The organism is Flavobacterium sp. LK-23, assembly GCF_058135255.1.
Map to the genome: position 1 here is coordinate 110,934 of NZ_JBYUVT010000012.1, position 15,019 is coordinate 125,952.

The following is a 15,019-nucleotide window of genomic DNA, read 5'->3' on the forward strand; positions in this document are numbered from 1 at the left end:
ATTAACATGATTTTTTAGCCACGAATTCACGAATTTCTCTAATTCAATTCGTGTAATTTGTGTAATTCGTGGCTAAAAATCACGCACAGAAAGGAAATCATTTTAATCTTTTTAATCTGTGGCTAATAATTTTTAGCTCAATAACTTCAATTCTCTAATTACAACCGCGTTTTCTTCTTTTGTTCCAATTGTAAAACGAAGACAATTTTCGCATAAAGGCTGTGTTGTTCTATTGCGAATAACGATTCCTTTTTCAATTAATTGATCGTATCTTTTGTTAGCATCATCTACTTTGGCTAAAATAAAATTGGCTTCTGTTGGATATACTTTTTCAACAAAACTTACTTCAAGTAAAACTTTAAGCAATTCTTCTCTTTGCTCAATAATTGAAGCAATTTCTTGTTTTATTTTATCAGAATCTTTCAAACGTTCTTTCGCTCTTTGCTGCGTCAATTCGTTTACATTATAAGGCGGTTTAATTTTATTTAAAACCGAAATCACAGCTTCAGAAGCATAACAGATTCCTAATCGAATTCCAGCCAAACCATACGCTTTTGAAAGTGTTTGTGTAATCACTAAATTTGGATATTCGTCAATTTCTGTCAGCCAGCTTTCTTTATCTGAGAAGTCAATATAAGCTTCATCAATGACAACTAGACCTTTGAAATTTTGAAGCAGTTTAACTACACTTTTATCTGAAAATGAATTCCCTGTTGGGTTGTTTGGCGAACATAAAAAGATAATTTTGGTATTCTCGTCAACCGCTTCTAGAATCTTTTCAACTTGAGGCTGAAAATCTGTGGAAAGGAGAACTTCTCTGTTTTCAACAGCATTAATATTCGCTAAAACGCCATACATTCCGTATGTTGGAGGAAGCGAAATAATATTGTCTTTACTAGGTTCACAGAAAGCTCTAAAAAGCAAGTCTAAAACTTCGTCACTCCCATTTCCTAATAAAATCTGATTTTGCTTTACTAAGTTATTTTTAGCCAATATAGCTTTAACTGAGTTCTGTTGCGGATCCGGATAGCGGTTTACGCCATTTTGAAACGGATTTTCATTAGCATCCAAAAAAATCATTTCGGCTGTATCAAAATCTTCAAACTCATCTCTTGCAGACGAATATGGTTTTAAGGATTTTACGTTTTCACGTGTTATTGTATTTATATCGAATTTCATTTTTATTTATTTTTTTTAGAAGAAAGAGTCAAGATTAAAGAAAAAAGACTTCTCATGCTACAGTATTCTTTGCTTCTTCTACTCTACTTCCTTATTCTAAACTCTTCAATCTTAATGTTACAGCATTTTTATGCGCTTGTAAACCTTCAGCTTCAGCCATAGTTTCGATGGCGCTTCCTATATTCAGAATTCCTTCTTTAGTAATTTTCTGAAAAGTCATCGATTTCATAAAACTGTCTAGATTTACACCGCTGTAATTCTTTGCATAACCATTTGTTGGCAAAGTATGATTCGTTCCTGAAGCGTAATCTCCGGCACTTTCAGGCGTATAATTTCCAATAAAAACAGAACCTGCATTTACGATTCCGTTACAGTAGAAATCATCATATTCAGAACAGATTATAAAGTGCTCTGGTCCATATTCGTTGATTAAATCTAAAGCGATTTGATCGTTCTCCACATAAATCAATTTCGAATTTTCGATCGCTTTCTCTGCAATTGCTTTTCTTGGAAGCGCTTCTAACTGAGATTGTACTTCTTTCTCTACTTCTCCAATTAGTTTTTTTGAAGTCGAAACTAGAATCACTTGGCTATCTGTTCCGTGTTCTGCTTGAGATAATAAATCTGAAGCCACAAAAGCTGGAACCGCTGTATCATCGGCCACAATTAATAATTCTGAAGGCCCTGCAGGCATGTCAATTGCAACTCCAAATTGCGTTGCCAATTGTTTTGCTACCGTTACAAATTGATTTCCTGGACCAAAAATCTTGTATACTTTAGGGATTGACTGCGTTCCAAAAGTCATTCCAGCAATTGCCTGAATTCCTCCAACTTTTAGAATTTTCGTTACGCCGCATAAATTCGCCGCATACAAGATTGCTGGATTAATTTTCCCTTTTTTATCTGGTGGAGAACACAATACAATTTCTTTACAACCCGCAATTTCAGCAGGAACCGCCAACATTAAAACAGTAGAAAATAAAGGCGCTGTCCCTCCAGGAATGTACAAACCAATTTTTTGAATTGGTCTTTTCTCTTGCCAGCAATTTACTCCTTCAATTGTTTCCACTTCTACTCTGTCTGTTTTCTGAGCGTTGTGGAATTTATAAATATTTTCTTTTGCTAATTCAATAGCTTCTTTTAATTCGTTCGGAATCAAACCAATCGCTTCAGTTATTTCTTCTTCTGAAACTTCATAATTATCTTGTGAAATTCCATCAAAAATAGAAGTGTATTTTGCTACAGCTTCATCTCCTTTTCTTTGTACTTCTTTGAAGATCTCTTTTACTGTAACCTCAATATCATCAACGGTTTTGGTTGGCCTTTTTAATATTTCTGACCAGATTTCTGGTTTTGGATTATCTATTTTATTCATGCCTTTATTTTTTTAACGCAAAGGGCGCAAGGTTTTATTATTCTCTTTGTCTAGAAAAACGCTAAGTTCGCAAAGCTGCACTTACAGTTTGGAATTTGGATTTTAAAAATTGTAATTTCTTTTTTATAGTACCATTTTCTCAATTGGGCAAACTAGAATTCCTTCTGCTCCTACTTCTTTTAGCTGGTCAATTACATCCCAGAAGGTATCTTTGTCGATTACAGAGTGAACACTACTCCAACCTTCTTGAGCCAAAGGAAGAACCGTTAAACTTCTCAAAACGGGAAGGATTTTTCCAACCGCTTCGATTTTATCGTTTGGAACGTTCATTAGGATATATTTCGAATTTCTAGCTCTTAAAACCGCTTGAATTCTAAATTTTAAAGTATCAATGTGTTTTTGGATTTCTGGAGAAACTTTTGGAGAAACTGCCAAAACGGCTTCGCTTTTTAAGATTACTTCAACCTCTTTTAAGTTGTTTTTAAAAAGAGTGCTTCCGCTTGAAACGATATCAACAATTGCATCTGCAAGTCCAATATTTGGTGCAATTTCTACTGAACCAGAAATTTGGTGAATATCTACCTTTATACCAAATTTACTGAAATATTCGTTAACCGTGTTTGGATAAGAAGTTGCAATACGAAGATTGGCTAAATCTTGAACCGAATTGTATTCGAAAGTTTTAGGAACCGCTACCGAAACTTTGCATTTTGAGAAGCCAAGTTTCTGAACCACTTCGATTCCTTTTCCTTTTTCTACCAAAAGATTGTCGCCAACAATTGCTAAATCTACTACTCCGTCAATTAAATACTGTGGAATGTCTGAATTTCTAAGGTATAAAACTTCAAGAGGAAAGTTTGAAGCTTCTGCTTTTAACTGATCGATTCCGTTGTTGATTGAAATACCGCAATCTTTTAGAATTTGAATGCTGTCTTCGTTTAAACGACCCGATTTTTGAATTGCAATTTTTAAAGTACTCATTTTTTTAGTTGTTTGTTGGATTAATAGTTTGAGTACAAAGAGAGTTAGAATTAAAAAACCCGTTTGATGTACTCAAACGGGTTTTAAAATATGATGATTTACACGCATATCATTAACACATCGCTTGAGAGCAATAATGTAAATGATGATGATGTAATTGAATTGAAATCATGATTGGTTTTGTTTTTTACTTCTTTGATTCGGTTGCAAATATACTAGATAAAATAATTAAAAAGCAATTTTTATTTTAACTTAACGACAGTTTATTGTTAAAAATCGTTTTCTATAGCATTTTACTTGATGAATTTAAAATTACTTTAACGAATTATCATATTCTTCAAAAACCAATAATACCTTGGTTCCTTTCCCGATTTCGCTTTCAATTTTAAATTTAATCTGAAGCAGATCGGTCATTCGTTTTACAATAAACAAACCAAGCCCTGTTCCTTTTATTTCAGAGTGATTTAAGGAATCTGATCTAAAAAACGGATTCAAAATAGACTCTAAATCTTTCTTTGCAATTCCAATTCCATGATCTGAAATAGTGCACGAAATTTTTTGATTTTCTCTTGATAATGAAATTCTAATTTCACTATTCGGTTTAGAATACTTAACAGCATTTGAAATGATATTTCGAAGAATAGTTACAACTAAATAATTATCAGAATAAATATAAAATTCTTCTTGAGCATCCAAAATCACATTTATTTGTCCGGACTTTATTTTCTCTGTATTTAATGTCAGCACGTCCAAAACGACTGCGTTCAGATAAACCTTTTCTTTTAAAATGTTCTGTTTTTGATTCTCAAAACGAGCCATCATAAGCAACTGATCTACAAGAGAATTTAAATGGTCAACCTCATTAATACAGTAGTTTATTTTTTCTTCGTATTCCTTGTTGTCACGAGGTTTACGAATAAGTACTTCAAGTGTTCCTTTAATAACAGTTAAAGGCGTTCTTAATTCATGCGAAGCATCAGATGTGAACTGTTTTTCGCGTTCAATTGCATCTTCAATTCTGTTCAACAAATTATTAATTGTTTTCGAAAGCGTAAACAATTCATCCCTTGTTTTTGGCAACGGAATTCTTGCTTTCAGATTGTCTTTAGTAATAATCTTTGAAGTTTGAATAATATTATTTATTGGCTTAATACTTCGCCCTGCATAAAATCTTGCTAGAAAAAATAAAATCAAAAGAATAATGGGAAAAGCAATCAATAAAGTGTCCATTAGATTATCCAAAACTTTTGAAGAATCAGAAAGCGACATTGCAATAATCAAATAACCCACTTTTTTAGATTGTACATGAAGTGGAACTTGTATCTGGCGAATTTTATTTCCTAATAATTTCGTGTCAAAAGGATGAAATTCTTCTTTCTTACCATGAAAAACGAGTTTCTCATTTTTTAAATTAGGCGATTTTTCGATAATTTTTTTGTTCAAATCCAAAAACTGAACAAAAATAGGGTTTACATCTACTGAATTATGTTCTCTTTCCTCCCATTCTTCGGCATCCATAAAAATTACAGCGCCTTTTTCTATTCTTAGTTCTTTAAAATGGTCCTGAACTTCTATATTTAAATTCTCGTCGATATGATTGTAAACGGTGAGTCTTACAATAAAATAAATAGCAGAAAAGACTGCCAACACTAGCAATCCTGTTCCTACTATATAATTTAATGCAATTCTATTTCTAAAGGATAATGAAGTCATTTTATTAATCATTGGCGATATATCCAATGCCACGGATAGTTTTTATATAATCTTCTTCAATTTTAAGATTGAGTTTTTTTCTAATTGCATTCATAAAAACATCAATAACACCTGTATCGTATTCAAAGTTGATTTCCCAAACATCTCTTAAAATCTGATTTCTTGTGCAGACTTTTCCTTTATGCTGAATTAAATAGGCCAACAATTCGAACTCACGCTGTGTAAGCGAAATTTCTTCCTCACCTTTTAGAACAATATGTCTCGCCAAATCCATTGTAATGTTTCCAAGATTCAAAGTTTCAGCTTGTTGTTTATTTCTAAAATGAACTTTAATTCGCTCAACCAATTCTTCGAAGCTAAATGGCTTTTTGATATAATCGTTTGCTCCAGCTTTTAATCCTTCTATAGTTTCCTGAACCGTATCTTTTGCAGTCAAAAAAATAATTGGAGTAGTATGATCTTTAACTCTGATTGCCTTGCAAAGATCTAAACCATTGATTTTTGGCAACATCCAATCTAAAAGAATCAAGTCAAATTTTTGTTCCTGAACCAATTCAAAACCTTTAGAACCATCGGCTGCGGTCGTAATTTGATAACCTTCTTCTTGCAAACCTTGTTTTAGAAATTGAACAATTCCTACTTCGTCTTCAACTATTAAAATATGCATTTATCGTATCTGATTAAAATTTGAATTTCATTTTTTCAATTCAAAGATAGAAAATTTAGAACTGGGAAATAATTGAATATCCCAATAAATAAAGAAAATCAGCATCTTAAGCAAACTTTAAGTTAACGTTAAGTAAGGTAAAAGTGGAACTTAATCTGGCATTAATCATTCGAAAGTAATTTTGTAAAAAAATAAAACATATGGATTTTTATAAAAAACTTTCACCTTTTTACAATCTTACAGTATTCTATTTTATCGTGAGTTTCATACTTAGAATAGTTTTACTGTTTCATCCAATTACACAAAGTTCGTTTACTTTTGCTGAAAGCTTGAAAATCTTTTCATTAGGTTTAGTGTCAGACTTTTTTGTTTTTATTTTAGCTTCAGGTTTCTTGTGGCTGTATCTTATTTTTATTTCAAATTCTAAATACAACAAACCTTACGGATATATTATACTTGGAGGTTTTGTGGCGCTTTTAATTTATATCGCTTCCGGAAAAAGCATTTTTGATGAATACGGTGGCGCTTTGCCTAGAATCGTTTTGATTTTTGTTTCGATAAAAACGCTCCTTTTTTCGCTTTTTCTTTTCTTGCCAAAGCACAGAGATAAGATTCGATTTTGGCTTTTTGCTTTTGTAATTTTTCTTTACGTTTTACTGATTTTACAAAACGCAATAAGTGAATTTTTCTTCTGGAATGAATTTGGTGTTAAATACAATTTCATTGCTGTCAATTACTTGATTTACACCAATGAAGTAATTGGAAACATTATGCAGTCTTATCCTGTAATTCCTATTTTCTCTGCATTATTTATTATCACTGGAATTATAACGTTTTTTATCATAAAAAAATCAAGAAACTATATTGACAAGATTCCTAGCTTCAATGAAAAATTAAAAATTACAGCCATTTACGGCGTTTTATTTGTTTTTTCTTTATTGGCGATTCCTAGCTTAGCTAAAACAGAAAACTCTAAAAACATATTTGTTAATGAGCTTCAATCGAATGGTATTTATAAGTTCTATTTGGCTTTTCAGAACAACAAATTAGATTATTTTAAATTCTACAAAACGATTCCAAACGAAAAAGCTTTTGCAATTCTAAAGCAAGAAATGCCCACTATTTCAGGGAAAAATACTTTACATGAAATAAAAGAGGATTCGCTCGAACAACGTAAAAATGTAGTTTTAATTACAATTGAAAGTTTAAGTGCCGATTTCATGAAAACGTACGGAAACGAACAAAATATTACACCATTTTTGGATAGTCTTGCTCAAAAAAGTCTGCTGTTTACAAATGTGTATGCGGCCGGAAACAGAACTGTACGAGGTTTAGAAGCCGTAACCCTATGTCTTCCTCCAACAGCTGGAGAAAGCGTTGTAAAAAGAGAGGATAATAAAAATAAATTTTCGACTGGATCTGTCTTTCTTCAAAAAGGTTACAATGTGAAATTCATGTACGGCGGAGATGCGTTTTTTGATAATATGCAGGATTTCTATACTGGAAATGGTTATCAAATTATTGACAAATCTAGTTTTGCCGAAAATGAAGTTACTTTTTCTAATGTTTGGGGAGTTTGTGATGAAGATATGTACAATAAAGCGATTAAAGTTATGAATGCTGAAGCTAAAGAGAATAAGCCTTTCTTCAATCATATTATGACAGTAAGCAACCACAGGCCTTTTACTTATCCAAATAATAAAATCGACATTCCTGGAAATATTAAATCGCGTGATGGCGGCGTAAAATATACCGATTATGCTTTAAACCAATTCTTTAAGCAAGCTCAAAAGCAGCCTTGGTTTAAAAATACGGTTTTTGTAATTGTTGCCGATCATTGTGCTTCGAGCGCTGGAAAAACAGAACTTCCGTTAGATAAATACAGAATTCCAGCTTTAATATATACCCCAGATATGAAGCCTGAAAAATATACTAAAATGATGTCTCAAATAGATGTTATGCCAACATTATTTGGCCTTTTAAATTTTGATTATCAAAGTAAATTCTTTGGATGTGATGTTTTCAAACCAGATTATCAGCCAAGAGCTTTTATTGCTACCTATCAAGATTTAGGATTAATAAAAGACAATGTTTTAACTATTTTATCTCCAAAACAACAAATAAAACAGTTTCAATTAAAACTTAATAGCAAAGCTAGGATTTCTCCCGAATTCCAAATTCATTATGATGAAATACCTTTAAAAACTGAAAACAAGAATCTAGTTAACGAAACTATTTCTTATTATCAATCAGCTTCTTACGTATTGAAAGAGAAAGAATACCAGTTTAAAGATTTAGCCAATAAGAATAAAAAATTATACGCAAACATTCGTTAATGTAAGCAATCAAAAAAGCCGCAAATTCTATAATTTGCGGCTTTTTTTCTATTTCAATAGGAAAATTGAAACAAAAACTTAATCGTTTTGACTTTTCATTCCAAACAAATCTCCTTTTTGGAACATTTTCAAATCATCCTGTAAAAATTGATAGTTTCTTTGAGTCACAGCTGGTGCGTCTAAATCGCTCAAATCTGGTTTTCCAGCATTAATCCAAGCCGTATACCAGAAACTTGCAGTTGCTGCAATAGCTTTTTTCATTTGGCTTTCAACCATTCCATTCAATTGTTCGTGCAGTTTTTTAGCATAGTCATCAGAGAAAACAGCTGTATTGTATTTCGTTTTTAATACATTTCCTTCAGCATCCATTTTAAACACTTTGTCTTGCGGAGTTGCTACTCTTAGTTTTTTGTCGATATCCAATAAAGGCTGTGCTAAACTGTGCGTATCGTTGATCAAGTCCCAAATTGCTTTGTGAACATCTGGATAATATTGTGCTTCAGGAACATTTAATTTGTAATTTTTAACAAACAGCTCTGGCAATCTGCTTTCCCAAAGTGAATGAATTCCTTTTTGGTCTGTCAATTGTCCATCGTGATTTGCAGAAGTATGCAATGGCATGTGTGCATCACCCACATAATGACCTAAATCTGCCGCTAGGAATAAGATTTCAGCTTTGTTTTTTTCTTTAAAAGCTTTAGTCAATTTTGCCATCATTTCTTCCAAATACCATGGCAAGATTCCGTTATCCGATAAGAATTTAGCATCGTATTTTTGTTTCGCTTCTTCTAATGTTTTTGGATAAGTGTCAGCAGCACCAAAGTTTTCCATATCAAAATAGTGTCTTTGGCCTTCTTCTTTATAATTTAAAGCATATTTACGGATATCTGGAACCGAAGCTTCTTGTGTAATAAAATCAATGTGATTGTAGAAAAATATCTGTAATTGTTTTGGTAAAGCCATTACAGCAGCTTTGTTAATACGCTCATGGCCAACATTTCCCCATGACAGCATAATAAAGCCAATAATTAATGCACCGAAAGCGATTAATTTTGGTCTCATTTGGATTTTTTTCATTTGTTTTTTTATTAGAGGGAGCAAATTTAGCTTTAATTAAAGAATACGCAAAAAATACTATCAATAAGATTCTACAATTTTAATTTTTTTAGATTTTAAGCTTTAAAAAGAGTATAAGCTTATATTAACACTAATTTTCTTTATACATTTGCTTTACTAACAAAATTCAATTCTATGCGCCAGATTACCTTAAATTTATTTCTATTAATTTCTACTTTTTGCTTTGCACAAGAAACTGATTTACAGCTAAAAAATATTAGCGACACCTTGTTAAACCCGAAAAGAATCGTTAAAGTTTCCGATCCGCTAAACGGTGAGAAAACAATGCAAAAACTATTTCCTGGCAATTTATATCATCTTTCTGATAAAAATACTTTTATAAGCTGGAAATGCAAATCATGCCAACCTTCTCCTTTTCTTGATGTAAATGGCGTAGAAGGCGATCAAATGTTTCCTTATACAGAAGGCGTTGCCACAAGGCTTATAGCGAATATTGATTACAGCGATTCAAAAGGAAATCAATTTAAAATTTTAGCTTTTAATCATTCTGTTCATGACGAAGACGGACTTCAAACAGGGCGTTTTTCTGGCGGATTGTTAGGCGTGGCTAAGTTTGCAAAGAATGATAATGTTTGGGAAATGAGATCTTTCCAACCTGCAGTAGCTGCGTTTGGGGCTTTTGCGCGATGTCCGACTCCTAAATTGGTTGAAATTGGAGAAGATCAATATGCTTTTACTTTAATTCATGCAAACGGTGGTGCTGGCGGCGCTTACGAAGGCTATCTTTACCTCATTGCTGGTTTTGGCGGGAAATATCAGCCCATTCTGGAAGTCAATAATTATCAGCTAACTAACTCTTCTTTTATTGCTTGGAGCGGATCTTACAAAGTAGTCAATGATAATTCTAAGAAACATTTTAGAGACATTATCATTACCACAAAAGGAACTTATAATATAAAAGCAAGAGGTGAAGATGAATTTGACGTTACATTTCCCGAAGAAATTGCAACAATGGCCAAAACCAAAAAAGCATTTGATTTTGAGATTGAAAGACGTTATTCATTCAAAGGAAAATTTTACAAAATGATGGACAAACCAATTGTAAAATTCTCCAATGTAAAATAATAGTTGAAAAACTTTGAGTATAGTTTTACCGCAAAGAGCGCAAAGTTTATTTACCTAAAATTTTGAATAAAACGCAAAGTTCGCAAAGCTTTGCACAAAAAACTTTGCGAACTTTGCGTAATTCTTTGTGCTCTTTGCGGTTAAAAAATATTAGTTCAAATAAAGAATTGATACTAAAGCTAAAACAGCAATAAAAATCCAAAGAAAACCCCCTTGTAGTAATGGCTTTACTCCTACTGCTTTTAAAGTAGCGAAGTTTAAAGTTGCTCCAATTAAGAACAAAGTTATGGTTAGACCAATTTTTGCAATACCTACAAGATGTCCTGTAAAAATGGCTGTTGACGGAACATACGTATTTACTAGCATTGCTATAACAAACAAACCTATAAAATAAGGAATCTTGATTTTTGAATTCTTGCTTTTAAAAAGAAAAGCGGTCAAGATTGAAATGGGAATAATCCATAAAGCTCTGGCTAGTTTTACTGTCGTAGCAACTTGCAATGCTTCTGCACCATATTTATTGGCAGCACCAACTACAGAACTCGTATCGTGAATGGCAATAGCGCACCAAAGACCGAAATCTTTTTGTGACAAATCTAATTGATGTCCGATAAACGGAAAAACAAATAAAGCAATTGAATTGAGTATAAAAATAACTCCCAAAGCAATTGAAGTCTGATTTTCGTTTGATTTGATAACGGGCGAAATAGCTGCTATTGCACTTCCTCCGCAAATTGCTGTTCCGCAAGAAATCAAGTGAGACGTTTTTTTCTCTGTTTTAAGCCATTTGCCTAACAATAATCCAAAAAGTAAAGTGCTGAAGATTGAAAAAACCGTTAGAACAAAGCCTTCTTTTCCAGCTGAAACTGCACTATTAGCATTCATTCCAAACCCTAAACCGACTACCGAAAACTGCAGCAAAAATGTGATGGCTTTATGATTAAATTCTACAAATGGATTTCCGAAAAGATTCACAATTAAAACGCCAAACAAAAGTGCGATCGGCGGAGAAATAATCGAAAATAAACATAAAAGAATTACAGCAAGAAAAAGGACTTGTTGGAATGATTGATTAATTTCAAATAATTGTGCTGTGGTTTGTTCTTTTGTTTTCAAAATAAATGGGTATTGATATTATGTAGCAAAGTTCCGCCGTTTATATTGAAAACACCAATCGTAAATTGCAATTGGCTATAACTTCAAGTTATAATGAGATGCTAAATTTTGAATAAACAGCTCAGATAATGAATCTGATTTTCCTTGTAATGTAGCCACATAAAAATATCTTTCTATTGCTAACTTTTCTACATCTAAAACAATCAATTCTTTATTTTTCAGCTCTTTGCTCACAGCATGAATAGACATAAAAGCAAAACAATCTGAGTTTAGTAAATATGATTTTATGCTTTCTGTACTTCCTAATTGCATCTCTATTTGCAAATCTGAAAATTTTAAACCCGCTTTTTTTAACGCAAATTCTATAACTTCAAGTGTTCCAGATCCGCGTTCGCGAGTTATGAATTTCATTGATTTTAAATCGTTTACTGAAATTTCATTTTGTTTGACAAAAGAATTGTTGCTGTTACAAACCAAAACCAATTCGTCTTTTAAAAACGGAATGTATTTTATAGATTGATTTTTAGATTGTCCTTCTACAATTCCGATCTCGATTTCTTTATTGATTAAGGCATTTTCTATTTGTTCTGTATTTCCATTCAGCAAATTCACTTTTATATCTTTTTGCTTTTGATGAAAACTGGCCAAAACTGGAGAAATAATATATTGTGAAATGGTTGTACTGGCTCCTAGCCTAAGCAAACCTTGACGTTCTTTATTGAAAGAACTCATTTCAAAGTCTATTTCGCGATAGATATCGAAAATACTTTTAGTATATTTTAGAAGGATTTTTCCAGCTGGAGTCAAAGCGATTTTAGAACCGTTTCGTTCGAAGAGTTTTGTTTTATATGTTTCCTCTAATTCCTGAATATGTTTAGAAACCGCTGGCTGCGTAATGTATAACTCTGTTGCCGCTTTAGTAAAATTAAGGCGGAGCGCAACAGTGTAGAAAACTTTTAGCCTGAAGTCCATTTCAAAAAAATTAAAGATAAATAATTATTGCCAATCTATTGGAAATGTTCCAGATTCGTTTAATAGTAAAACTAAATTATATTTACCTATTTTTTTATCTTTTCTATAAATATAAACTTTTTTTGAAAATGCTTTTTTAACTAAACTGTCGTCTTTTTGAATATCGATCTTATAAGAATTAAAATTAGCAAAATTGAATTTCTTTTCCACACCATCCACAGTAATGTTACCTTTTGCATTTTCATTAATTTTAGTGATCACAAATTGATAGTCATTTCTATTTTCTTTTCTAGCGTTTATATAAATCCAAAAAAAAATAGTACAAAAAAACAGACTAAAGAAAATGAAAACTTTTTTAAAAGACATAATCAATTCATTTTTAAAGCAACCCATTATACTTTCTAACAAACCATTCAATTGTCAGTAAAGTAGCAATCAAAATCAATAACCAAACCCAGTCAATAATTGGCGTTTTACTTGAGATATTTTTCTCGATTGATTTGTATTCTTTGTTTTCTAAAAGTGTATTAATCAACTGATCGGCTTGATCTTCAAAGAAAGCTTTTCCTCCTGTTTGCTGAGCCAATTGCTGTAATTTAACTACATCTGGATTGACAAATTGCTTTTCGATATCAAAATCTAAAATTTCAAAATGACTTGCGTATGAAGTATTCGAGTTTAATTCTTTTACTGTAAAGTTGTATTTTCCTGCCGGAAGTCCTTCTAAATTAGCAGAGAAAGAATTACTTCCTTTCAATAAATCATAATTCTTAGTTTGTTTTGTCGCAGCATTTACAACAGTAATGGTAAGTCTGGCTTTTTCATCAAACTCATAATTTTTATTGAAATATTGCGCGTTAATAATGATCTCTTCGCCAGAATTATAAAAACTTTCGTGAGATACTACTAACGATTTCTTTGAAGTCGATGATGCTAAATATTGAATAATTTTATCCATAAAAACATCATACTTTTCAAATGACTGATTATCGACATGACTTTGCAAACGCCATTTCCAGCTATTTTCTCCTAAAAGAAAAGCGGTTCTTTTTCCTTGATTTTCTGCGAAAGCCAATAAAGGCGCATTGGTAGAAACGTTTCTAATTTTTGAAGAAAGTAATACAGACACATTTCCGTTAGTACTGATATTTCCAAACGGATTTTGCAAAGGCGGGAAATTTTCAAAACCAATATTATCTATTGCAAACAGGTTGAAGGCTGATTGGAATTCACATAAAAAATCTTCTCGCTGATTACTCATTTTAAAAACCAGATTGTTCTGCTGCTGATTTAGAAAATTGAAATCGGTATTGTTTCCTGTGATAATAAAGGTATTTATTCCTTTTAATTTATTGTTGTCAAATATCGCTTTGAAAGCTATTGTTGGCTGATATAAAACCAAAACAGAAACATCATCTAAATCGCTAATTTGATTTGGTTTAGCTAAAATTACTTTACGCTGTGCATTAACTTCAATTGAACGTTTTAAAGCGGCAATATCTGGATGATTTATAGCAGAGACAATCGCAACAGTTGATTTTTGATCTATGATTTCTACTGCAAAATTTTTGACGTTATTATAACTGTTTTTTTCTTTTGCAGATGATTGAATATTGGCTTTATAAATTTGCAATCCTACTTTGTCTGCTGGAAGAAGCAAGTTTAGCGAAGCTGTTTTCTTTGATGGCGAGAAAGATAGTTTTTCTTTTGCAACAACTGCGTTTCCTTGCGAAATGGTAAATTCTGCATTTGTGGTTTTGTCTCCTGCATATTGCAGAAAAACTTCTACCGGAAATTTATTTTTGTGAAAAGCGTATTTATTTACGTTTAGCTGATTGATTTTTAAATCAAAAAAAGTGGTTGTATCTCCCACAACCAAAGGATAAACTTTATTGACAGGATCAAAACGATATACATAATCGTTTCCTGTAGTTTGATTTCCGTCAGTAATAATGACTGTTGGGAAAATCAGATTTTTGTGGATGCTTTTTAGATTTTTAGCAACTTCGTCTAAATTAGTCTGATTTCCTTTGAAATCAAATTGGTCTGAAGTTTTAAAATCATTATCAAACTGATAAGTTTGAACATCGAATTTTTCTTTTAAAGCTGGATTCGAAACCAATTTCTGGTATAATTCAACCGCTTTCTGGTCTGATTTTAAAGCAGCAATAGAACTCGAATTATCAACCACAACTGCCAGAGGCGTTTTGGTGATTTCGAGAGAATTCTTTGAAATAATCGGATTGATCAATAAAACCAACAATCCGAAAATGGCTAGAAAACGTAAAAAAGCCAAAAGTATAATCACATTGGATTTACTTTTGGCTTTGAAAAAATATTGAAAATACGACAAACCACCAGCAATTACTAAAGAAAGCAATAATAAAAGAATCGTGTTTGTAGTCATAATTATTCAGTAATTGGAAGATTAATAATTCAAAGATTTCAAAACCTTTGAACCTTTGCAACTTAGCACCT

The 15,019-nt window shown here is 32.0% G+C and carries 12 protein-coding genes; 2 read left to right on the forward strand and 10 right to left on the reverse strand.

What is annotated here, in order from left to right:
• Positions 1-132: 132 nt before the first annotated feature.
• From hisC to AC3Y25_RS17240, 5 genes are all read right to left on the reverse strand, one after another.
• Positions 133-1,179 (reverse strand): histidinol-phosphate transaminase, encoded by a 1,047-nt coding sequence (gene hisC, locus AC3Y25_RS17220; protein ID WP_489903575.1) that lies wholly within the window; start codon positions 1,177-1,179, stop codon positions 133-135.
• A gap of 91 nt (positions 1,180-1,270) precedes the next feature.
• Positions 1,271-2,554: a histidinol dehydrogenase gene (gene hisD, locus AC3Y25_RS17225; protein ID WP_489903576.1), complete on the reverse strand. Its 1,284-nt coding sequence runs from the start codon at positions 2,552-2,554 to the stop codon at positions 1,271-1,273.
• 123 nt (positions 2,555-2,677) lie between these two features.
• A complete protein-coding gene (gene hisG, locus AC3Y25_RS17230) occupies positions 2,678-3,535 on the reverse strand; it encodes an ATP phosphoribosyltransferase (protein WP_095929293.1) in 858 nt (285 codons plus the stop codon).
• A 312-nt stretch (positions 3,536-3,847) separates the two neighbouring features.
• Positions 3,848-5,248, reverse strand: coding sequence for a sensor histidine kinase (locus AC3Y25_RS17235; protein ID WP_489903577.1), 1,401 nt, complete (start codon positions 5,246-5,248; stop codon positions 3,848-3,850).
• Between the two features lie 4 nt (positions 5,249-5,252).
• On the reverse strand, positions 5,253-5,915 hold the full coding sequence (locus AC3Y25_RS17240; RefSeq protein WP_427873743.1) for a response regulator transcription factor: 663 nt from the start codon (positions 5,913-5,915) through the stop codon (positions 5,253-5,255).
• Positions 5,916-6,115: 200 nt separating this feature from the next.
• Between AC3Y25_RS17240 and AC3Y25_RS17245 the strand changes: the two genes are divergently transcribed.
• Complete coding sequence (locus AC3Y25_RS17245; RefSeq protein ID WP_489903578.1) at positions 6,116-8,251, forward strand: LTA synthase family protein; 2,136 nt, start codon at positions 6,116-6,118, stop codon at positions 8,249-8,251.
• A gap of 78 nt (positions 8,252-8,329) precedes the next feature.
• On the opposite strand, the gene AC3Y25_RS17250 is transcribed toward AC3Y25_RS17245, so the two are convergent.
• The gene (locus AC3Y25_RS17250) at positions 8,330-9,328 is read right to left on the reverse strand and encodes a zinc dependent phospholipase C family protein (protein ID WP_379800952.1); all 999 of its coding nucleotides are present in this window, start codon (positions 9,326-9,328) and stop codon (positions 8,330-8,332) included.
• A 324-nt stretch (positions 9,329-9,652) separates the two neighbouring features.
• On the opposite strand from AC3Y25_RS17250, the gene AC3Y25_RS17255 reads away from it, so the two are divergent.
• Positions 9,653-10,453, forward strand: a complete 801-nt coding sequence (locus AC3Y25_RS17255) for a hypothetical protein (RefSeq protein ID WP_489903579.1) — start codon at positions 9,653-9,655, stop codon at positions 10,451-10,453.
• A gap of 150 nt (positions 10,454-10,603) precedes the next feature.
• Here AC3Y25_RS17255 and AC3Y25_RS17260 read toward each other — a convergent pair whose 3' ends face one another.
• From AC3Y25_RS17260 to AC3Y25_RS17275, 4 genes are all read right to left on the reverse strand, one after another.
• Positions 10,604-11,569, reverse strand: coding sequence for a YeiH family protein (locus tag AC3Y25_RS17260; RefSeq protein ID WP_489903580.1), 966 nt, complete (start codon positions 11,567-11,569; stop codon positions 10,604-10,606).
• A gap of 75 nt (positions 11,570-11,644) precedes the next feature.
• Positions 11,645-12,541, reverse strand: a complete 897-nt coding sequence (locus tag AC3Y25_RS17265; RefSeq protein WP_489903581.1) for a LysR family transcriptional regulator — start codon at positions 12,539-12,541, stop codon at positions 11,645-11,647.
• Between the two features lie 24 nt (positions 12,542-12,565).
• Entirely contained in the window at positions 12,566-12,907 is a 342-nt protein-coding gene (locus AC3Y25_RS17270; protein WP_489903582.1) for a hypothetical protein, read from the reverse strand.
• 13 nt (positions 12,908-12,920) lie between these two features.
• The gene (locus AC3Y25_RS17275) at positions 12,921-14,948 is read right to left on the reverse strand and encodes a hypothetical protein (RefSeq protein WP_489903583.1); all 2,028 of its coding nucleotides are present in this window, start codon (positions 14,946-14,948) and stop codon (positions 12,921-12,923) included.
• Positions 14,949-15,019: the final 71 nt, after the last annotated feature.